The following is a 20,901-nucleotide window of genomic DNA, read 5'->3' on the forward strand; positions in this document are numbered from 1 at the left end:
GACCAAGAGGACATGCGGACGTGGTGACGATTGCAGTGATGTGGGACGAGGGCGCCGACCGGGCGCTGGGTCTGCCGGGCTATGAGACCTCGGGGGCGGCGGGCGCGGATCTGCGCGCCAACCTGCCCGACCGGGGCGAGGTGGTGCTGGCGCCGGGGGCGCGGGCGCTGGTGCCCACCGGACTTCGGCTGGCGATCCCCGAAGGCTGGGAGGTGCAGATCCGGCCACGCTCGGGGCTGGCGCTGAAGCATGGCATCACCCTGCCCAACAGCCCCGGCACCATCGACAGCGACTATCGCGGCCCGCTTGGCGTGATCGTGATGAATGCGGGCGAGGCGCCCTTCACCATCGCCCATGGCGACCGCATCGCGCAGATGGTGGCTGCGCCGGTGGTGCAGGCGGGCTTCGATCTGGTCGAGACCCTGCCCGAGACCGCGCGCGGCGCTGGCGGCTTCGGCTCGACGGGCGTCTCCTGATGCTTCTGGTCCTCGTCATCGCCGCGGCGATCTGGGGGCTGGGGCGGCTGATGGGCGCCTCGCGGCAGGCGCGGCTTTATATGCTGGGCCTGCTCTACGTGGCGCTTCTCGCGCTGCATCTGGTGCTGCCCGACGGCCACCCGCTGCGCATGGCCACCGGCGAGAGCCCGGCATTCTGGGCCATTCTCGGCGGTTTCGCGGCGCTGGCGCTGGCCTATGCGCAGGTGCTGCGCCGGGTCAAGGCGCGGGCCGTGGCGCAGGAGGAGGAGCGGGCACCCGCTGTGCCGGAGAAGCGGGGGCGGTTCGGCGAGGCGGAGCTCGAGCGCTACGCCCGCCACATCGTGCTGCGCGAGCTGGGTGGACCCGGGCAGAAGGCGTTGCGCGAGGCCAAGGTTCTGGTGATCGGGGCCGGGGGCCTCGGCGCGCCGGCGCTGCAATACCTCGCGGCCGCCGGGGTCGGCACCATCGGGGTGGTCGATGACGACGTGGTCGAGAACGCCAACCTGCAGCGGCAGGTGATCCACACCGATGACCGCATCGGCATGCCCAAGGTGTTCTCGGCGCAGGCGGCGATGGAGGCGCAGAACCCCTACGTCGAGGTGCGGCCCTATCACCGGCGGCTCGACGCGGAGAGCGCCGCGCTGCTTTTTGCCGAGTATGACGTCATTCTCGACGGCACCGACAATTTCGAGACGCGCTACCTGAGCAACCGGGCAGCGGTCGCGGCGGGCAAGCCGCTGGTCTCTGGCGCGCTGAGCCAGTGGGAGGGGCAGCTCTCGGTCTTTGATCCCGCCAGGGGCACGCCTTGCTACCAGTGCCTGTTCCCTGAAGCCCCGGCGCCGGGGTTGGCGCCCTCCTGCGCCGAGGCCGGTGTGCTGGGTCCCCTGCCGGGCGTGGTGGGCGCGATGATGGCGGTGGAGACGGTCAAGCTGATCGCCGGGGCGGGCCAGCCGCTGCTAGCCGAGATGCTGATCTATGACGCGCTCTGGGGCGAGACCCGGAAGATCGGGTTGAAACGGCGTGAGGGCTGCCCGATCTGCGGCTGAGCCGCGGGCAGCGCGCTTGGTCTCGTCGGTTTGTCGGGGCGGGGCGTTTCGACCCGGCGCTGCGCGCGTGTCCGCGTCGGATGCCTCCGGCGGGAGTATTTTTGACGAAGAGAAGCCAGGGGCGTTCGGCGGGGCGGAGGGGGCGCGCCTTTGTTCGCCCCGTCTATTGCGTTGTGCGTTTCGCGGGAGCCGCGCGGGTGGCAGGGGGGGCTGCCTCCGGTGGGAGTGTTTTTGACGAAGAGAAGATGGGGGCGTCCCGCGGTGGCGGGATTGTTGTCTGTGGGCATTGTCGTGGCGGCGGGGCGGCCTTAGCTTTGGGGCAAAAGGAGTTCCGTACATGACCAACCCGCTGCTTGCCGACTGGGACACGCCGTTCCGGATCGCGCCCTTCGACCGTATCTCCGACGAGGATTTCGCCCCCGCCTTCGAGCAGGCGCTGGCGGCGCATCTGGCCGAGATCGAGGCCATCGCGGACAACCCGGAGCCGGCGAGCTTTGCCAACACGATCCTTGCGATGGAAGGCGCCGGCGAGGCGCTCGACAAGGTGCTGTCGGTGTTCTTCTCGGTGGCCGGCGCCGACAGCAACGACGCGCGGCAGGCGCTGCAGCGGGACGTCTCGCCGAAGCTCTCGGCGCACAGCTCTGCGATCTACGCCAACGCGCGCCTCTTCGGGCGCGTGGCCGATCTCTGGGCCCGGCGCGAGGAGCTGGGCCTGTCGAACGAGGAGGCGCGGGTGCTCTACCTCACCCATCGCGGGTTCGTCCGCGCCGGCGCGGCGCTCGAGGGGGAAGACGCGGAGCGCATGACGGCGGTGAAATCGCGGCTGGCGGTGCTCGGAACCGCGTTCACCCAGAACCTGCTCAAGGACGAGGCCGCGTGGTACATGCCGCTGTCGGAGGCCGATCTCGAGGGGCTGCCGGGCTTCGTGGTGGATGCGGCGCGCTCCGCCGGCGAGGCGCTTGGGCAGGAGGGGCCGGTGGTGACGCTGTCGCGCTCGCTGATCACGCCGTTTTTGCAATTCTGCCCGCGCCGGGATCTGCGGCAGACCGCGTTCGAGGCCTGGGCGGCGCGCGGCGCCAATGGTGGCGAGACCGACAACCGCAGCATCGCCGCGGAGGTGCTGGCGCTGCGCGAGGAGCGCGCCAAGCTGCTGGGTTACGCCGATTTCGCCTCCTACAAGCTCGAGACCGAGATGGCCGGGACGCCCGACCGGGTGCGCGAGCTGCTGATGCAGGTCTGGGAGCCCGCCCGGGCGCAGGCGCTGCGAGATGCGGCCGAGATGGAGGAGATGCTGCGCGAGGATGGCATCAACGACGCGCTTCAGCCCTGGGACTGGCGCTACTATGCCGAGAAGCGTCGTCGCGCGCTGCACGATCTCGACGAGGCCGAGCTCAAGCCCTACCTGCAGCTCGAGCGCATGATCGAGGCGGCCTTCACCTGCGCCAACCGGCTTTTCGGGCTGGAGTTCAAGCCGCTCGACGTGGCGCTCTACCACCCCGATTGCCGGGCCTGGGAGGTGACGCGCGACGGGCAGCATCTTGCGGTGTTCATCGGCGATTACTTCGCACGCGCGTCAAAGCGCTCGGGGGCGTGGTGCTCGGCGATGCGCAGCCAGGCCAAGCGGCCCAAGATCGAGACGCCGATCGTGGTCAACGTGTGCAATTTCGCCAAGCCGTCGAAGGGCAAGCCGGCGCTGCTGTCCTATGACGACGCGCGCACGCTGTTCCACGAGTTCGGCCACGCGCTGCACCAGATCCTGTCGGATGTTGACTTCGGCTCGGTCTCGGGCACGTCGGTGGCGCGCGATTTCGTAGAGCTGCCGAGCCAGCTCTACGAGCACTGGCTCGAGGTGCCGCGGGTGCTCGAGGAGTTTGCCACCCACGCCGAGACCGGCGCGCCGATGCCCAAGGCGCTGCTCGACAAGGTGCTGGCGGCGGCCACCTTCGACATGGGGTTCCAGACCGTGGAATACGTGGCCTCGGCGCTGGTCGACCTCGAGTTCCACTCCGGCACGGCGCCGGGCGATCCGATGGCGCGGCAGGCCGAGATCCTGCGCGGTATCGGCATGCCGCAGGCGATCACCATGCGCCACGCGACGCCGCATTTCGCCCATGTCTTCGCAGGCGACGGCTATTCCAGCGGCTACTATAGCTACATGTGGTCCGAGGTGATGGACGCGGATGCCTTTGCCGCGTTCGAGGAGGCCGGCGATGCCTTCGATCCGGCGACAGCGGAGAAGCTCGAGCGCTTCATCCTCTCGAAGGGGGGCTCGCAGGAGGCGGAGGACCTCTACACCGCCTTCCGCGGCCGGATGCCCGGAGTCGAGGCGCTGCTCAAGGGGCGCGGGCTTGCTGCCTGATGTCAGAAGGGTTCGCGCGTCAGCGTGAACCCGTCTTCTTCCAGAAGCCGTGCCACGCCCGCGTGCCCCGGCAGATGGGCGGCGCCGAAGGCGGCGATCACCGGGCCTTCGGTGGTCGCGGCGGCCTCGAGGATCACTGGCAGCCAGTCGCGGTTGCGCTGCGCCAGCAGGGCCTCGTTGGTCTCGTCGAGCATGGTTTGCACCTCTTCCGGCGCGATCAGGTCGCTGCGCTGCATCAGGATGCCCGAGAGCGCCCACATCTCGCCGGGGCGCTCGTCGAAATAGGCGGCGACGGTGGTGGCCATGCCGTCGGCGCCCTGATCCTCGGTGGCGAGCGACAGCGACATCATCTCGACCTGCTCCTCGAGCGGGGCCTCGTTGAAGATACCGAAGGCGGTGTCGAAAGGCTCCAGCGGCAGGGTCGGCACGCCGGCGGCCTCGGCCAGTGCCTCGAGCCGCACGTCGAGCCCGTTCTGCTCCTTCATCGCGGCTTGGGCACAGGCCGGAATGGCCAGCATCATCGACAGGTACCAAGGCCGGAACTTGGATGCCATGACCGCGGGGATGCCACGGGCGCTGACCGCCTCGGAAAGCGCCTGCCAGTCATCCTCGGGCATGATCTCGGGCAGGGTGGTCTCGGTCAGTAGCAGGAGCTCGGGCCGCTCGGTCATCGCCTGCATGAGCCGCGCCTGTTCGGCCTGCGGCATCTCGAGCAGCAGCGCGCCGGCCTCGGCGATCACGGGGCGCAGCCGGTCGACGGGGCCGTCAAGGCGCGGATCGCTCAGGTGCATGGTGCCGATCAGGTGAATGACCTCGCCGTCCTTCTCGGCCCGCCAGTGATTGCCGGTGGCGTAGGGCATGGCGTCGAGCTCTGCGTCGAGCCGGGCCCGCTCGGCGGCGCTCAGGGTCTCGCGCAGATCGGTGCCCTCGCAGGCGGCATGGGCGGCGGGCGCGAGGGAGAGGCCGAGCAGGGCGGCAAAGATCAGGCGCATGGGGTCTCCGGGCTGGCGTGGCAACAGGCTCGGCGCAGGCTAGGGCAGGGGATGGACAGCGGCAAGCGGCGGGGCCACTGTCGGCGCCATGCAGCGGGAAAGTGAACTCTACGCGCCGGTGAAGGCGCTTCTGACGGGGCAGGGCTACGAGGTGAAGGGCGAGGTCGGCGCCGCCGATCTCGTGGCGATGCGTGGGCCGGAGCCGCCGGTGATCGTCGAGCTGAAGCTGAAGATCTCGCTGGCGCTGTTTCACCAGGCGGTGGCGCGGCTGGCGGTGAGCGACGCGGTCTATATCGCGGTGCCCAAGCCCTCGGGGCGGACCGCGCGGCGGGCGCTGAAGGACAATCTCGCACTGTGCCGGCGGCTGGGGCTCGGCTTCATCGTGGTCAAGGAGGGCCGGGCCGAGGTGCTGTGCGATCCGGGGCCATACGCGCCGCGCAAGAACAAGCGCAAGCAGGCGCGGCTGCTGCGGGAGTTCCAGCGCATCGAGGGCGACCCGAACGCCGGCGGCGCGACCCGGCACGGCATCGTCACCGGCTACCGGCAGGACGCGCTGCGCTGCGCCGCGCATCTGGCCGAGCATGGCGCCAGCCGGGGGCGCGACGTGGTCTCGGCGACCGGCGTGAAGGAGGCCACGCGGATCATGCGCGACAACCACTACGGCTGGTTCGACAAGGTCGAGACCGGCGTCTACGCGATCAGCGCGGCGGGCCGCGCCGGGCTCACCCACTGGGCCTATAGCTGGTAGCTCAGATCTCTTCGGTGCGGGCGGCGGCCTCGGCGGCCAGCGCCTGTTCTGCCTTGCGCTGGCGCCGCGCGACAACGCGCTCGCGGTTCAGCGTGTAGAGGCCCGAGGCCACGATGATGGCACAGCCGACCAGCGTCCAGAGGTCGGGCAGGTCGGCGAACAGCAGGAAGCCGTAGAGGGTGCTCCACAGGATCATCGAGTACTGCATCGGCGCGACCACCACCGCCTGCGCCACGTCGAGCGCGCGGATGATGAAGATCTCGCCGGTGGCGGCGCAGAGCGCCATCGCCGCGGCGACGAGCCAGATCCAGCCCTCGGTTGGCATCTCCCAGACGAAGGGGATGGGCAGGGTCAGCAGCGCTGTCGATGTGATCGAGGTATAGGCGACCGTGGTGGCGATGGTGTCGTCGCCGCTGAGCACCCGCGACAGGATCTGGCGGGTGGCAAAGGCGGTGGCGGCGGCGACGATGAGGAAGATCGCCGGGTGGAACACGCCCATGCCGGGACGGATCACGATCATCATGCCGAGAAAGCCCACCGCCACGGCGGCCCAGCGGCGCCAGCCGACCGGCTCCTTCAGGAACAGCCCGCCGATGACCGTGACGATGAACGGCGCGATGAAGGTCACGGCGGTGGCGTCGGCCAGCGGCACGTGCTGCACTGCGAGGATGAAAAAGGTGGCCGAACAGGTCGCCAGCACCCCCCGCGAGATCTGGGCCGCCGGATGCCGGGTTCGCATCACCTGAAACCCGCGCATCGCCAGCATCACGACGACACCCGAGAACAGCCCGAGCTGACGCATCCAGACGACCTGCAGCGGCGGCAGCTCGGTGGTCAGCAGCTTGGCCATGGCGTCGGTTGCGCCGAAGAAGAGGAATCCCAGCGTAATCAGCAGGATGCCCTTCATGTTGTCGGGGGCGGGACGGGCGGCGGCGTGCGGCACCTGAACGGATGCAGCGGGATGAATCGGCATGGCTGGCTCTTGGGCTGGGGGACGCGAATGCGCGTCGATTGGTATACCATTCCATGAATCGGGGCGGGATGCCATGCCGATTGCGCCGCACGTCGCCCTTCGTGACGCCGCCCTTGACCCGCTATCGGCAAATTTCGGCGCAGCCGCTTTTGTGCGGCGAATTCATTCATAGGTGAGGCTCGGGAGACGTTCGGAGAGAGGCGATTTTTCCGGACGGCCCCGTTGACACGACTCGCGACGGTCCCTAGCTATGCGCCATTAGCACTCAGAAGAGGTGAGTGCTAACGGCCCCGCAAGGGGCTGTTACTGGGACAAACTTTGAGCCAGGAGTACTCGAAGATGGCATTCAAACCGCTTCATGACCGCGTGCTGGTCCGCCGCGTTGAGAGCGACGAGAAGACCAAAGGTGGTCTGATCATCCCCGACAGCGCCAAGGAAAAGCCCGCCGAGGGCGTCGTGGTCGCATGTGGCGAAGGCGCACGCAAGGACAACGGCGAACTGATCTCGATGGCCGTGTCCGAAGGCGACCGCGTCCTGTTCGGCAAGTGGTCGGGCACCGAGGTCTCGATCGATGGCGAAGAGCTGCTGATCATGAAGGAATCGGACATTCTCGGCATCACTGCTGCTGCCTGAGATCCGCTTCCACGCACTGACCGGCGGGTGCGCCCGCCTATTCCCAACAGAATTCAGGAGAACTGACAGATGTCTGCAAAGGACGTGAAGTTCGATACCGACGCCCGCACGCGCATGCTCAAGGGTGTGAACATCCTCGCCGACGCGGTGAAGGTGACCCTCGGCCCGAAAGGCCGCAATGTCGTGCTCGACAAATCCTTCGGCGCTCCGCGCATCACCAAGGACGGTGTGTCCGTGGCGAAGGAAATCGAACTGGAAGACAAGTTCGAGAACATGGGCGCCCAGATGGTGAAGGAAGTCGCTTCCCGCACCAACGACGAAGCAGGCGACGGCACCACCACCGCCACCGTGCTGGCTCAGGCCATCGTCAAGGAAGGCATGAAGTCGGTCGCAGCGGGCATGAACCCGATGGACCTCAAGCGCGGCATCGACCTGGCAACCGCCAAGGTCGTCGAAGCGATCAAGGCAGCTGCGCGTCCGGTCAACGACTCGGGTGAAGTTGCTCAGGTCGGCACCATCTCCGCAAACGGCGAGGCCGAGATCGGCCGTCAGATCGCCGACGCGATGCAGAAGGTCGGCAACGAGGGTGTCATCACCGTCGAGGAGAACAAGGGCCTCGAGACCGAGACCGACGTCGTCGAAGGCATGCAGTTCGATCGCGGCTACCTGTCGCCCTACTTCGTGACCAACGCCGACAAGATGATTGCAGAGCTCGACGACTGCATGATCCTGCTGCACGAGAAGAAACTCTCGTCGCTGCAGCCGCTCGTGCCGCTGCTCGAGCAGGTGATCCAGTCGCAGAAGCCGCTGCTGATCATCGCGGAAGACGTCGAAGGCGAAGCGCTGGCGACCCTCGTGGTCAACAAGTTGCGCGGCGGCCTCAAGATCGCAGCCGTCAAGGCACCGGGCTTCGGCGACCGCCGCAAGGCCATGCTGCAGGACATCGCGATCCTGACCGGCGGCCAGGTGATCTCGGAAGATCTCGGCATGAAGCTCGAGTCCGTGACCATGGACATGCTCGGCACCGCCAAGACCGTGACCATCACCAAGGACGAGACCACCATCGTCGACGGCCACGGCGAGAAGGCAGAGATCGAGGCGCGCGTTTCGCAGATCCGCACCCAGATCGAAGAGACCTCCTCGGACTACGACCGTGAGAAGCTGCAAGAGCGCGTTGCCAAGCTGGCAGGCGGTGTTGCCGTGATCCGCGTCGGCGGCATGACCGAAGTGGAAGTGAAAGAGCGCAAGGACCGCGTCGATGACGCCCTGAACGCGACCCGCGCGGCCGTTCAGGAAGGCATCGTGGTCGGTGGCGGCGTTGCCTTGGTGCAGGGTGCCAAGGCCCTCGACGGCCTGGAAGGCGCCAACAGCGACCAGAACGCCGGTGTCACCATCGTGCGCAAGGCTCTGGAAGCACCGCTGCGTCAGATCGCCCAGAACGCGGGCGTCGACGGGTCGGTCGTGGCTGGCAAGATCCGCGAAAGCGAAGATCTGAAGTTCGGCTACAACGCCCAGACCGACGAATATGGCGACATGTTCAAGTTCGGCGTGATCGACCCGGCAAAGGTCGTCCGCACCGCTCTGGAAGACGCTGCTTCGATCGCGGGCCTGCTCATCACCACCGAGGCGATGGTTGCAGACAAGCCGCAGAAAGACGCCCCCGCAGCAATGCCCGACATGGGCGGCATGGGCGGCATGGGCGGCATGATGTAATCCGGTCGGCCTCCCTCTCGGGAGGCCACCGCGACCATCTTGGTTGCCAAGTGCCTCGTTGCACGCAAAGGGTCCCTCTCGGGGCCCTTTGTCATGTCTGGCGCACGGCTTGGTTGCGGAAGATGCAATTTGATCCTGCGTAAAGTGCCAGACATCCGCCGCTGCTACGCTCGCCTTGATGATTGCGGAGGGCGAGAGATGCCGAGACCTGTATTCCTTTTGACTTTATTGCTGTTTCTGCTGCCGGCATTGCCGTCTCTGGCGCAGGACAAGACCGAGAGTTTCGACCTTGGCGGCGACCGTTTCATCGCCGGGCGGATCGCTGCGATGTCGGAGCCCGGGGGCGCCGACGTGTTCCTTGCCGGCGAGCGGGTGACGCTCGAGGCCGAGATTACCGGCAGCGCGCACATGGCCGGACGCTGGGTCACTGTGTCCGGGCCGGTGGGGCAGGGGCTCTATGCCGCGGGGCAGGAGGTGCGGGTCGGGGCCGCGGTGACGGGCAATGCCACGCTGGCGGGCCAGCGGGTCGATGTGACCGCGCCGATCGGCGGCAACCTGCGGGTCTTCGGCTCGGAGATCACCCTCTCGGCGGCGATCGAGGGCACGCTGCTGGCGGGCGGTGAGTTTGTCGAGATCGACGGGCCGGTGACCGGCGACATTGCCCTGAGTGCCCGGGAGCTGCGCTTCGGGCCCGATGCGGCGATCTCTGGCACGCTGACGCTCTACGAGGACGACCCGGGCGAGATCATCGTGCCCGAGAGCGTGATTCCGGCGGACAGGGTCCAGCGGGAAGAGATCAGCGAGTGGCAGCCGATCCGCGAGGGCGGCTTCTGGCCCGGGGTGAAGGCTGTCATCAGCTTCGGCATAGGCGTGCTGCTCGTGGCGCTGGTTGCGGCGGCGGCCGCGGCGCTGATGCCGCAGACATTCGCCGCCATGCGGGCGCAGCTGCTCGGCCACCCGTTCCGGACGCTGCTCACCGGCTTCATCGCGCAATCGACGGTGATCGGCGCGGGCATCCTGCTGGCGATGACCCTGATCGGTCTGCTGCTCACCCCGGCGGCGCTGTTCTTCGCCATTCTGGCCGGGCTCGCGGGCTACATCGTCGGCGCCTATGCGCTTGGGGTGGCCGCGCTGAAGCTCGCCGGGCAGGGCTTTCCGCAAGAGGCGAAGCACCGCGCGCTGGCAGCGCTGGCAGGGGCGGTGATCGCGGCGCTGGTCGCGCTGATCCCGCTGATCGGCTGGATCGCGATCATGGCGCTGTCGCTGGCCGGGCTTGGCGCGGTCACACGGACGGCCTTCCCGCACCGGTTCCAGACCGCCGGCTGAGGGATGGCCCGGGCGCCATGCAGGGATTGCATGGCGCCTACTCCATCGGAACGAAGGGTCGAAAGCTTCCGTTGTCTTTCCAAAGGATTGAAAGGAAAGGCAACGTGATGACCCGTTTCGAAAACAAGACCGTCATTGTCACCGGCGCGAGCTCTGGCATCGGCGCCGCCACCGCTCGCCGGTTCGGCCGCGAGGGCGCCAACGTGGTGCTGGTCTCGCGCACCCAGTCGAAGCTCGACAAGGTGGCGGAGGACATCCCCTCGGCCAAGGTGGTGCCCGCCGACCTGTCCACCATGGAGGGGGTTGCGACCGCTGCCAAGGCCGCACGCGAGGCCTTTGGCCAGGTCGACGTGCTGGTCAACAACGCCGGCACCGCCGTCACCGGCAGCATCGAAGACGTGGACGAGGACGGCTTTGCCGAGGTCATGGAAACCGACGTCACCGGTGTCTGGCGCCTGACCAAGGCGCTCTGGGGCGATCTCAAGGCCACGAAAGGCAACGTGGTGATGACCTCGTCGGTCTCGGGCATCGGCGGCGACTGGAATATGCACGCCTACAACGCCGCCAAGGGCGCGGTGACCAACCTGACCCGGGCGCTGGCGCTCGACGCACGCAACAGCGGCGTGCGGGTCAACGCGGTCAACCCGAGTTTCACCAAGACCGAGCTCACCAGCGACATGCTCGAGAATGACGAGCTTGTGGCGAAATTCATGGAGCGGATCCCGCTGGGCCGGCCGGCCGAGCCCGAGGACATCGCCGACGTGATTGCCTTCCTCGCCTCGGACGACGCGCGCTTCGTCAACGGTGTGAACCTTCCGGTGGATGGCGGGCTTTCCGCCTCGAATGGTCAGCCGCCGCAGGCCTGAGCCCTTGATCCCGTGCTGCCCATGGTCTTCATGGGCGGCATGGATGGACCTGACGACTCGTTCGAGACGCCCCTCTGGGGAGAAAATTTGCGCGTGGCCGGGGTCGACGAGGTCGGCCGCGGCCCGCTTGCCGGCCCGGTGGTTGCCGCGGCGGTGGTGCTCGATCCGCTTTGCATCCCGCCCGGGCTAAACGACTCCAAGAAGCTCAGCGCGAAACGCCGGGCGCGGCTGGCAGGCTGGCTGCATGAATGTGCCGAGGTCAGCATCGGTGTCGCGACGGTCGAAGAGATCGACGAGCTCAACATCCTGCAGGCCTCGCTTCTCGCCATGCACCGGGCGGTGACCGGGCTGAAACGTCCTGCGCAACACGCGCTGGTAGACGGGCGTTTCATCCCGCCGCAGCTGCCCTGCCACGCCACGCCGATCATCAAGGGGGACGGGCGCTCGGTCAGCATCGCTGCCGCCTCGGTTGTCGCAAAATGCTATCGTGATCGCCTCATGCGGGACTTGGCGCAACAGCATCCCGGCTACGGCTGGGAGACCAACGCCGGCTATGGGTCGAAAAAGCACAAGGAGGCGCTCCAAAATCTGGGAGTGACCCCTCACCATAGGCGGTCCTTCAAGCCGATACACAATATCTTGTGGCAAGCTAATTTCACAAGTGACTGATTCAAAAAAGAAATTGACCGCGAATCACCTTTGACTCAAAATTAGGGCCAACCAACGAGTGCAAAAGCACCATAGGGCTTGAGGCAAAGATGAACGCGATGACCAAACCGAAGAGCGCAGATGCGCTCCCTATCAACACGATTCTGGCCGGGGACTGCATCGAAATGATGAACAGTCTGCCTGCGGAGTCGGTGGATCTGATCTTTGCCGATCCACCCTATAACCTGCAATTGCGGGGTGATCTGCACCGGCCCGACAACAGCCGTGTCGACGCGGTCGACGATCACTGGGATCAGTTCGCGTCGTTCGAGGTCTATGACAGGTTCACCCGTGAGTGGCTCGCCGCCGCCAAGCGGCTGCTGAAGCCCAATGGTGCGATCTGGGTCATCGGTTCCTACCACAACATCTTCCGCGTCGGCGCGGCGCTGCAGGATGCCGGCTACTGGATCCTGAACGACGTCATCTGGCGCAAGTCCAACCCGATGCCGAACTTCCGCGGCAAGCGCTTCACCAACGCCCACGAGACCATGATCTGGGCGTCGAAGGGCGAGGGCGCCAAGTACACCTTCAACTACGAGGCGCTCAAGGCGCTGAACGAGGGCATCCAGATGCGCTCGGACTGGGTTCTGCCGATCTGCAACGGCGGCGAACGGCTGAAGGACGCCAACGGCGACAAGGCGCACCCGACGCAGAAGCCGGCAAGTCTGCTGCACCGTGTGCTCGTGGGCTCGACCAACCCCGGCGACGTGGTTCTCGACCCGTTCTTCGGCACCGGCACCACCGGCGCGGTGGCCAAGATGCTCGGCCGCGACTGGATCGGCATCGAGCGCGAGGCGGCCTATCGCGAAGTGGCCGAGCGCCGCATCGCCGATGTGCGCGCCTATGACCGCTCCTCGCTCGAGGTGACCCGGGCCAAGCGCGCCGAGCCGCGCGTGCCCTTCGGCCAGCTGGTCGAACGCGGCCTGCTGCGCCCCGGCGAGATGCTGGTCTCGGCCAATGGCAAGGTCGCCAAGGTGCGGGCTGACGGGACGCTTGTGGGCGACGACGTGAAAGGCTCGATCCATCAGGTCGGCGCGCATCTCGAAGGCGCGCCCTCGTGCAACGGCTGGACCTACTGGCATTTCCGCAAGGACGGCAAGGTCGTTCCGATCGACGTGCTGCGCCAGCAGATCCGCGCCGAGATGGCCGCCCGCCCGAACTGAGGCAGTCCGAACAATCGCAAGAACACCGCCGGTGCCTGTCTTCGCAGGCACTGACTGGCCCCGACTGCGCATGCAGCGGGGCCTCTTTTGATCTGGGTCGCGGCGGCAACGTGGTGCCTGCGTCGACATGGACGCCACACACGCTCGCGGAGTGGTCCCGCATCATGGCGGAAATCGCTGGATAAAACCGGAATGCAGAACGGCATGGCTCTGATGCTGCCGGCAGTCATTCCGCAGAGTGCCAGGTCGGAACGTCCGGACCATCGGATTGACCCTGTCGCGCGCTGAGGTCATTGGTGCGCAAACGGAGTATGTTCATGGATCTGCGCGCGATCTTCATGGGGCTGGCCTTTGCGGTCATGTGGTCCTCGGCCTTCAGCTCGGCCCGTATCATCGTCAGTGCCGCCCCGCCGCTGGGCACGCTTGCGCTGCGCTTCCTGATCTCGGGATTGCTGGCGGTGGCGCTGGCACGGCTGATGGGCCAGAGCTGGCGCCTGACGCGGGTCCAATGGCGCGCGACAATCATCTTCGGCATGTGCCAGAACGCCCTGTACCTGGGCCTGAATTTCGTTGCCATGCAGACCATCGAGGCGTCTCTGGCCTCGATCGTTGCCTCCACCATGCCGCTGATCGTGGCGCTGGTGAGCTGGATCTGGCTGGGCGAGCGGCTGCGCCCCGTGGGCTATGGCGGCCTGCTGGCCGGGGTGCTTGGCGTGACGCTGATCATGGGCGCGCGGCTGCAGGGCGGCGCTGACCCGTTCGGGGTGATGCTCTGCGTTCTGGGTGTGCTGTCGCTGGCGGTGGCGACCATGTCGGTGCGCGGCGCCATCGGTGGCGGCAATGTGATGATGATCGTGGGACTGCAGATGCTGGTGGGCAGCGCGCTGCTCTGGCCTCTGGCGCTGGCGTTCGAGCAGCCCGAGGTGACATGGTCGTGGGCGTTGATCGCGGCCTTCGCCTACACTGTTCTGGTTCCCGGTGTCGCGGCGACCTTTGTCTGGGTGCTTCTGGTCGAGCGCATCGGCGCCACGCGCGCCGCCACCTTCCACTTTCTGAACCCGTTCTTCGGTGTCGCCATCGCGGCGCTTCTGCTGGGTGAGCCGATGGGCCGGATGGATGTGGTCGGCGTGGCGATCATCACCGCCGGAATCCTCGCGGTTCAGCTGTCGCGAATGCCCGCGCGGCCGCCGCGTTAGAAGGGTTTGTTTACACCTGTCTGCTAGCTCACGTCCCGGCGCACCCGGCGCGCGTTTGGAACAGGAGCATAGCGGCAGTGATGAGACGTTTTTCCATCAGGATCCAGATCCTGGCCCTGGGCATGGTGTTCGTGCTGCTTCTGGCGGTCAGCGGCGTTCTGTCGTGGAACATGCAGAATACCGTTGCCCGGGACGTGCATTTCACCTTCGACGTGATCAAGCAGAACGAGCTGATCGCCTGGGTGCGCGAGGATCTCGAGCAGGCTCGCGCCGATCTCCTGCGCAGCGATGCCGGACAAGAGGGCGCCTTCGACAGCTTGATCGGCAACCTCGCAGAGGTCACCCGCGACATCGCCGCCTCGGATGGCGTGTTCAACGCGCCGGAGTCGGACCGTGCCCGACGTCTCGACTTCCACGAGCGCTTTACGGCGGTGAGCGCCGATGTCGCAGCTCTCTCGGCAGATCTGCGGGACATCGTCGGCACCCGGGCGGAGCGGGCCTTTGCCGATCTCGACGTCACGCCGCTCTACGAGCGGCTGGTCGCGGTGATCGCCGAAGTGGACGACATGCAGGAGGTTGTCCGCACCCAGACCCTGGTGACCGAAGACGAGACCGTCGCCGCGGTGGAGCAGAGCCAGTGGCTGCTGGCGGTGTCGCTCGCAGGGGTGACAGCCATCTCCTTCCTTCTGGTCGTGATCTTCGGCCGCATGTTGGCGACACCCTTCAAGACCGCCGCCACATCGGTCGACCGCCTCGCAGAGGGCGATTACGATACCGAGATCGGCGGCACCGCCTATGGCGACGAGGCGGGCATGATCGCCCGCAACTTGGAGCAACTGCGCGACAAGCTCCGCGCAAGCGATGACGAGGCCGCGCGCGAGCGTGTCACCAACGAGCGTCGGACCGCCTTGTTTCGGGCGCTCGGCGCCGCGATGGGCGGGCTGTCCCAAGGCCGGGTCGAGTCACGGCTCGACACCTCGGAATGGTCCGATCTTGGCGAGAGCTACGAAGCGATCTGTAGCGACTTCAACGAATTGTCGGAGCAGATCGGAGATCTGATCTCGTCCCTGCGCGACTCTTCGGACATGGTGCAGCGCAATTCCCAGGAGCTGTCCTCGATGTCGACCGAGATGTCGCGCCGGTCCGAGGTGCAGGCCGCAACGCTCGAGGAATCGGCCGCCGCGCTCGAGCAGATGTCGAGCAGCGTGCGCGCCGCAGCGGAGCGCGCCGAGGAGGCCGACCAGCGCGCCGGGGCCGGTCGCCGCCGCGCCGAAGAGGGCGGCGCGGTGATGGAGCGGGCGCTGACGGCGATGAGCTCGATCGCGGCTTCCTCGGATCAGATCACGCAGATCATCGGGGTGATCGACGACATCGCCTTCCAGACGAACCTCTTGGCGCTGAACGCGGGGGTCGAGGCCGCCCGCGCCGGAGAAAGCGGCAAGGGCTTCTCGGTGGTCGCCTCCGAGGTGCGCTCTCTGGCGCAGCGGGCCTCCGAGTCGGCCCGCGAGATCAAGGCTCTGGTCTCGAACAGTTCGCAGCAGGTCAAGGATGGCGGCCAGCTGGTGGAGCAGACCGGAGAGACGCTGTCGGATATCGTGCGCTACGTGACCGAGGTCTCGGACATGGTGGGCGAGATCGCGTCGGCCGCCAAGGAGCAGGCGGCGGGTCTGCAGGAGATCAATGTCGGGGTCGCGGAGCTTGACAAGGTCACCCAGCAAAACGCCGCCATGGTGGGCGAGACGAGCTCTGCCAGCCAGCAACTCAGCAGCGAGGCCGATCGCCTGACGTCGCAGCTCAACCGGTTCATGGGGGCCGAAACCGGCGCCCTCGAAGAGGTCACGCCGGTGACCGCGCCAATCGGCGAACTCGAGGTGCCACCGCCGGCGATAAGCGAGGCCCCCATGAAGCGCGCCGTCGGTGACAATGCCACGATGTGGGAGGAATTCTGACACACGGGGGGGGCACGCGGTGAGGCGCTTGCGGTCCGCCCCGTCAGGAGGCCGAGCGGCCCGGCCTTGCAGGGCAGCGTTCCTGCAAAGCCATCCTCTCAGAACCGACGCGCTTCTGTGGATGGCATGACAGGTACTCGTTTGCCGAAGAAGATGGGGTCGTCCAGAAAGACCGGATGGCCCCGCCGCCGCTTTTCGGACGTTCCCGATCGCAGAGGCCGCTCGGCCGTGTCAGCCGATCTTTCCGCGGTTCTCGCCGACCTGACCGCGGTGCAGCAGAAGGTGATCGAGGAGCACGCAGGCCACCATCGCCTCGCCCACCGGCACCGCCCGGATGCCGACACAAGGGTCGTGACGGCCCTTGGTGATGATTTCCGCCTCTTCGCCGGACTTGGTGATCGTACGCCGCGGCGTGAGGATCGACGAGGTCGGCTTCACCGCGAAACGCAGCACGATGTCCTGCCCGGTGGAGATCCCGCCAAGGATGCCGCCGGCATGGTTCGAGCTGTAGATCGGGCCATCCGGCCCCATGCTGATCTCGTCGGCATTCTCCGAGCCGCGCAGCACCGCCGAGGCCATGCCCTCGCCGATCTCCACCGCCTTCACGGCGTTGATCGACATCGCCGCCGCCGCGAGATCTGTGTCGAGCTTGCCATAGACCGGCGCGCCGAGCCCGGCGGGCACACCGCGCGCGACGACCTCGATCACCGCGCCGACGCTGTCGCCCGACTTGCGCAAATCGTCGAGATAGGCGGCCCAGGTCTCTGCCGCCTCGGCATCCGGGGTCCAGAACGGGTTCTGCGGGATCTGGGCGAAATCGATCTTGCTGCGGTCGATCTGGTGCGGGCCGACCTGCACCATGTAGCCGGTGATCTCGATCCCTGGCGCCAGCGTCTCGAGCGCGGCGCGCGCCAGCCCGCCTGCCGCGACCCGAGCGGCAGTCTCGCGCGCGGAGGAGCGCCCGCCGCCGCGATAATCGCGGATGCCGTATTTCTGCCAGTAGGTGATGTCGGCGTGACCCGGGCGGAACTTCTCGGCGATGTCGCCATAGTCCTTCGACCGCTGGTCGGTGTTTTCGATCATCAGCTGCACCGGCGTGCCGGTGGTCTGGCCCTCGAACACGCCCGACAGGATGCGAACCGCATCGGGCTCGCGCCGCTGGGTGGTGAACTTGTTCTGCCCCGGCTTGCGCTTGTCGAGCCAGTGCTGGAGCATCGCCTCGTCCACCGCAACGCCCGGAGGGCAACCATCGACCGTCGCACCAAGCGCGGGCCCGTGGCTTTCGCCCCATGTGGTGACGCGGAACAGGTGGCCGAATGTGTTCATGCTCATGCGCGATCTCCTTTGTCCCGGCTTCCTGTAGGGCAGGGGCGGCGGCGTCTCAAGGGATTTCACCTTGCAAGGCCCCCCGTGCAAGACTAGGTCTTGCGATACCTCGGGGTGCCCGCACGGGCTGAGATGCATGACGCGAACCCGTTGAACCTGAACCGGTTGATACCGGCGGAGGGAAGGTGACGGCATCCTGCCCAGTCTTGCCCTCTCGCCGCAAGTCTGGAGGACGCCATGAAGGCCACCACCACTTTTGCAGCGGGACTTCTGACCGCCAGCGCCGCGCTGGCAGACACCCCCGTGCTCACCGTCTATGCCGGCGACTACGTCGTCTCGGAATGGGGCCCCGGCCCGAAGATCGAGGAGATGTTCGAGGCCGAGTGCGACTGCGACCTGCAGTTCAAGCCCGGCGACCTGCTGCCGCGCATCCTGCTCGAGGGCGCGCGCACCGAGGCTGACGTGGTCTTCGGTCTCAATACCGATGTGACCAAACAGGCGCGCGAGAGCGGGCTGTTTGCTCCGCACAATGTCGACCTGTCGCCTCTGACGCTGCCGATCGACTGGGACGACGATGTCTTCCTGCCCTACAATTACGGCCACACCGCCTTCGTCTACAACACCGAGCGGCTGGCCGAGCCTCCGGAGAGCTTCGACGCGCTGCTCGAGGCTCCCGATGATCTGAAGATCGTGATCCAGGACCCGCGCAGCTCGATCTCCGGTTTGGCGACGGTGCTCTGGGTGCAGTCGGTCTATGGCGATGGTGCCGAGGCCGCGTGGGAGAAGCTGGCGCCGAAGATCCTCACGGTGACCAAGGGCTGGTCCGAGAGCTATGGCCTGTTCACCGATGGCGAGGCCGACATGGTGATGAGCTACACCACGAGCCCGGCCTATCACATCATCGCCGAGGACGACCGGACCAAGAAAGCCGCGATCTTCCCCGAGGGGCATTACTTCATGGTCGAGCTGGCCGCCAAGGTGGCAAGCACCGATCAGCCGGAACTGGCGGATCAATTCCTCGCGTTTACCTTGAGTGAACCGTTTCAGGAGATGATCGCCACGGGCAACTGGTCCTTCCCGGCAGCGCTGCCGCGGGAGCAATGGCCGGAGGGGTTCCAAGAGCTCGCGCTGCCCGAGGAAGTGCTGTTCTATTCCGAGGAGGAAGCGGCGGCGCTGCGCGATGAGGCGGTTGAGGCATGGCGTCGCGCGCTGTCGCGCTGAGCCGGGGCTCTGCTGCCGCCTGGCTCGCCGGTCTGGCGGTGGCGGCGCTGACGCTCGGGCCGGTGGCGGCGGTACTGGTGCGGGCCGGGGGCTGGGGCGATCTTGGCCCCGGCGACTGGCAGGCGCTGCGCTTCACGCTGCTGCAGGCTCTGGCCTCTGCGGGGGCGAGCGTCGCCCTTGCGGTGCCGGTCGCGCGGGCACTGGCGCGGCGGCGGTTTCGCGGCCGTGGCGCTCTGGTGGCGCTGATGGGGGCGCCGTTCATCCTGCCGGTGATTGTCGCCGTGCTCGGGCTCATTGCGGTGTTCGGGCAGAACGGGCTGGCAAACGCTGCGCTCAGGGCGCTGGGGCTGCCGGAGATGACGATCTATGGCATCCACGGCGTGATCCTCGCGCATGTGTTCTTCAACCTGCCGCTGGCGGTACGGCTGTTGTTGCAGGGCTGGCTGGCGATCCCTGCCGAGCGCTTCCGTCTGACGGCTTCGCTGGGCCTGTCGCCTTGGGCGCTGTTCCGGGTGCTCGAGGCACCGATGCTGCTGCGCATCGCGCCGGGGGCATTTGCGGTGATCTTCGTCATTTGCCTGTCGAGCTTTGCCGTGGCGCTGACGCTCGGGGGCGGGCCGCGGGCCACCACGGTCGAGTTGGCGATCTATCAGGCGGTGCGGTTCGATTTCGACCTCGGGCGCGCGGCGCTGCTGTCGGTGATCCAGCTGGCGCTGGCGCTGACGGCCGGGCTCGTGGCGCTGCGGCTGGGCGCTGGCAGCGGCTTTGGTGCCGGGCTCGACCGGGTGGCGCGGCGATGGGACGGGCGGGGCCGGCTGGCGCGGCTCGCTGACGGGCTGTGGATCGTACTGGCGGCGGGGTTCCTGCTCACGCCGCTGGCGATGGTGGCGTTGCGCGGTCTGCCGGGGCTGACCGCGATGGGGCCGGGCACCTGGGAAGCGGCGTTCAATTCCATCACCGTGGCGCTGATCTCGACGGCGCTCTGCATCGCTTGGGCGTTGCCACTGGCGACGCGCGGCGGCGAGCTGGTGGGGCTCGCGGGCATCGCGCTCTCGCCGCTGGTGCTGGGGACCGGGCTGTTCCTGATCGTGCGCCCTTACGCGAACCCGTTCGCGCTGGCGCTGCCGGTCACCATGGTGGTGAACGCGCTGGTGGCGCTGCCCTTTGCGCTGCGCATCCTGCGTCCGGAGGCCGAGGCGGTGCGGGCAGACTATGGCCGACTGGCGCTGGCTTTGGGCCTGAGCCGGATGGCATGGCTGCGTTTGGTCTTTCTGCCGCGGCTTCGGCGGCCGCTGGGCTTTGCCGCGGGGCTGACGGCGGCGCTGTCGATGGGCGATCTCGGCGTTATCGCGCTGTTCGCCGATCCCGACCGTGCGACGCTGCCGCTGCAGGTCTACCGGCTGATGGGCTCCTACCAGATGCAGGCGGCGGCGGGTGCGGCGCTGCTGCTGCTGCTGCTGAGCTTCGGCGCGTTCTGGATTTTCGACCGGGGAGGGCGGGTCAATGCTGACGCTTGAGGGCATACGCTACGGCGACGGGGCGTTCTCGCTCGCGGCGGATCTGAGCCTGTCCCCCGGTGGCCGCGTGGCGGTCATCGGCCCGTCAGGCGCGGGCAAGTCGACGCTGCTCGATCTCATTGCCGGGTTTCGCCGTCCCGATGCGGGCCGGCTGCTTTGGCAGGGGCGCGACATCACTGCCGCGCCGCCGGATCGGCGCCCTGTGGCGATGCTGTTCCAGGAGAACAACCTGTTCCCGCATCTCGACCTCGCGCGCAATCTCGGGCTCGCGCTGCGGCCTGATGGCGGGCGGCTCCGGGCAAAGGATCGCCGCGAGATCGAGCGCGCGCTCGACCGCGTCGGGCTGCAGGGCTATGCCGGGCGCAAGCCCGGGGCGCTCTCGGGCGGGCAGCAGAGCCGGGCGGCGCTGGCGCGGGTGCTGTTGCAGGCCCGGCCGATCATCGCGCTCGACGAGCCCTTCGCGGCGCTGGGGCCGGCGCTGAAGGGTGAGATGCTGGATCTGGTGCGCGGCGTTGCCGAGGAGCTGGGGGCGCTGGTGTTGATGGTCAGCCACGATCCCGAGGATGCGAAGCGCTTTGCCGGTGAGGTGGTTCTGGTGGCCGACGGCGTGGCCGCGGCGCCGGTGGCCACGACACGTCTGTTCGAAGAGCCGCCGGAGGCGCTGCGGCGCTATCTCGGCCGCTGAGCGG

At 67.5% G+C, this 20,901-nt stretch carries 18 protein-coding genes and 1 riboswitch; of the genes, 15 read left to right on the plus strand and 3 right to left on the minus strand.

What is annotated here, in order from left to right:
• Positions 1-38 precede the first annotated feature (38 nt).
• The 3 genes from dut (at position 39) to JF542_RS00375 (ending at position 3,881) form a co-directional block, all read left to right on the plus strand.
• Positions 39-476: a dUTP diphosphatase gene (dut, locus tag JF542_RS00365; protein ID WP_242533550.1), complete on the plus strand. Its 438-nt coding sequence runs from the start codon at positions 39-41 to the stop codon at positions 474-476.
• Entirely contained in the window at positions 476-1,522 is a 1,047-nt protein-coding gene (locus JF542_RS00370; RefSeq protein ID WP_207074339.1) for a HesA/MoeB/ThiF family protein, read from the plus strand. Before dut ends, JF542_RS00370 begins: the two co-directional genes overlap by 1 nt.
• Before the next feature lie 337 nt (positions 1,523-1,859).
• Positions 1,860-3,881, plus strand: coding sequence for a M3 family metallopeptidase (locus JF542_RS00375; RefSeq protein ID WP_207074340.1), 2,022 nt, complete (start codon positions 1,860-1,862; stop codon positions 3,879-3,881).
• A 2-nt stretch (positions 3,882-3,883) separates the two neighbouring features.
• Here JF542_RS00375 and JF542_RS00380 read toward each other — a convergent pair whose 3' ends face one another.
• Positions 3,884-4,873 carry a TraB/GumN family protein gene (locus JF542_RS00380; protein ID WP_207074341.1) on the minus strand — a complete coding sequence of 330 codons (990 nt, stop codon included), beginning with the start codon at positions 4,871-4,873 and terminating at the stop codon, positions 3,884-3,886.
• Positions 4,874-4,961: 88 nt separating this feature from the next.
• Here JF542_RS00380 and JF542_RS00385 point away from each other — a divergent pair, with 88 nt between their 5' ends.
• Positions 4,962-5,621, plus strand: a complete 660-nt coding sequence (locus tag JF542_RS00385; protein ID WP_207074342.1) for a DUF2161 domain-containing phosphodiesterase — start codon at positions 4,962-4,964, stop codon at positions 5,619-5,621.
• Between the two features lies 1 nt (position 5,622).
• Here the strand turns inward: JF542_RS00385 and JF542_RS00390 are convergent, their stop codons facing one another.
• Positions 5,623-6,594, minus strand: coding sequence for a DMT family transporter (locus JF542_RS00390; protein WP_007792934.1), 972 nt, complete (start codon positions 6,592-6,594; stop codon positions 5,623-5,625).
• A 339-nt stretch (positions 6,595-6,933) separates the two neighbouring features.
• On the opposite strand from JF542_RS00390, the gene JF542_RS00395 reads away from it, so the two are divergent.
• The 8 genes from JF542_RS00395 to JF542_RS00430 all read left to right on the plus strand — a co-directional run bounded on the left by JF542_RS00395 (position 6,934) and on the right by JF542_RS00430 (position 16,148).
• Positions 6,934-7,227 (plus strand): co-chaperone GroES, encoded by a 294-nt coding sequence (locus JF542_RS00395; protein ID WP_007792931.1) that lies wholly within the window; start codon positions 6,934-6,936, stop codon positions 7,225-7,227.
• A gap of 69 nt (positions 7,228-7,296) precedes the next feature.
• Positions 7,297-8,940 carry a chaperonin GroEL gene (gene groL / locus JF542_RS00400; protein ID WP_007792929.1) on the plus strand — a complete coding sequence of 548 codons (1,644 nt, stop codon included), beginning with the start codon at positions 7,297-7,299 and terminating at the stop codon, positions 8,938-8,940.
• Positions 8,941-9,138: 198 nt separating this feature from the next.
• Complete coding sequence (locus tag JF542_RS00405; RefSeq protein ID WP_242533534.1) at positions 9,139-10,266, plus strand: DUF8173 domain-containing protein; 1,128 nt, start codon at positions 9,139-9,141, stop codon at positions 10,264-10,266.
• A gap of 107 nt (positions 10,267-10,373) precedes the next feature.
• Positions 10,374-11,132 carry a meso-2,3-butanediol dehydrogenase gene (budC, locus tag JF542_RS00410; RefSeq protein ID WP_207074343.1) on the plus strand — a complete coding sequence of 253 codons (759 nt, stop codon included), beginning with the start codon at positions 10,374-10,376 and terminating at the stop codon, positions 11,130-11,132.
• A 21-nt stretch (positions 11,133-11,153) separates the two neighbouring features.
• Entirely contained in the window at positions 11,154-11,801 is a 648-nt protein-coding gene (locus tag JF542_RS00415; RefSeq protein WP_007792920.1) for a ribonuclease HII, read from the plus strand.
• A gap of 89 nt (positions 11,802-11,890) precedes the next feature.
• A complete protein-coding gene (locus JF542_RS00420; protein ID WP_040544294.1) occupies positions 11,891-13,003 on the plus strand; it encodes a site-specific DNA-methyltransferase in 1,113 nt (370 codons plus the stop codon).
• Between the two features lie 317 nt (positions 13,004-13,320).
• A complete protein-coding gene (locus JF542_RS00425; RefSeq protein ID WP_207074344.1) occupies positions 13,321-14,199 on the plus strand; it encodes a DMT family transporter in 879 nt (292 codons plus the stop codon).
• A gap of 80 nt (positions 14,200-14,279) precedes the next feature.
• Positions 14,280-16,148: a methyl-accepting chemotaxis protein gene (locus tag JF542_RS00430; RefSeq protein WP_207074345.1), complete on the plus strand. Its 1,869-nt coding sequence runs from the start codon at positions 14,280-14,282 to the stop codon at positions 16,146-16,148.
• A 231-nt stretch (positions 16,149-16,379) separates the two neighbouring features.
• On the opposite strand, the gene aroC is transcribed toward JF542_RS00430, so the two are convergent.
• Positions 16,380-17,480, minus strand: coding sequence for a chorismate synthase (gene aroC / locus JF542_RS00435; protein ID WP_007792907.1), 1,101 nt, complete (start codon positions 17,478-17,480; stop codon positions 16,380-16,382).
• A gap of 94 nt (positions 17,481-17,574) precedes the next feature.
• Positions 17,575-17,674: riboswitch (TPP riboswitch) on the plus strand.
• A gap of 37 nt (positions 17,675-17,711) precedes the next feature.
• Between aroC and JF542_RS00440 the strand changes: the two genes are divergently transcribed.
• From JF542_RS00440 to JF542_RS00450, 3 genes are read left to right on the plus strand one after another with little or no spacing between them, the layout of a single operon-like run.
• Positions 17,712-18,695 carry a thiamine ABC transporter substrate-binding protein gene (locus JF542_RS00440; RefSeq protein WP_207074346.1) on the plus strand — a complete coding sequence of 328 codons (984 nt, stop codon included), beginning with the start codon at positions 17,712-17,714 and terminating at the stop codon, positions 18,693-18,695.
• Positions 18,671-20,212 (plus strand): thiamine/thiamine pyrophosphate ABC transporter permease ThiP, encoded by a 1,542-nt coding sequence (locus JF542_RS00445; RefSeq protein WP_207074347.1) that lies wholly within the window; start codon positions 18,671-18,673, stop codon positions 20,210-20,212. Before JF542_RS00440 ends, JF542_RS00445 begins: the two co-directional genes overlap by 25 nt.
• The gene (locus JF542_RS00450; protein ID WP_207074348.1) at positions 20,199-20,897 is read left to right on the plus strand and encodes a thiamine ABC transporter ATP-binding protein; all 699 of its coding nucleotides are present in this window, start codon (positions 20,199-20,201) and stop codon (positions 20,895-20,897) included. Before JF542_RS00445 ends, JF542_RS00450 begins: the two co-directional genes overlap by 14 nt.
• Positions 20,898-20,901: the final 4 nt, after the last annotated feature.

Source organism: Salipiger bermudensis (genome assembly GCF_017309175.1).
Classification (GTDB): Bacteria; Pseudomonadota; Alphaproteobacteria; order Rhodobacterales; family Rhodobacteraceae; genus Salipiger; species Salipiger bermudensis.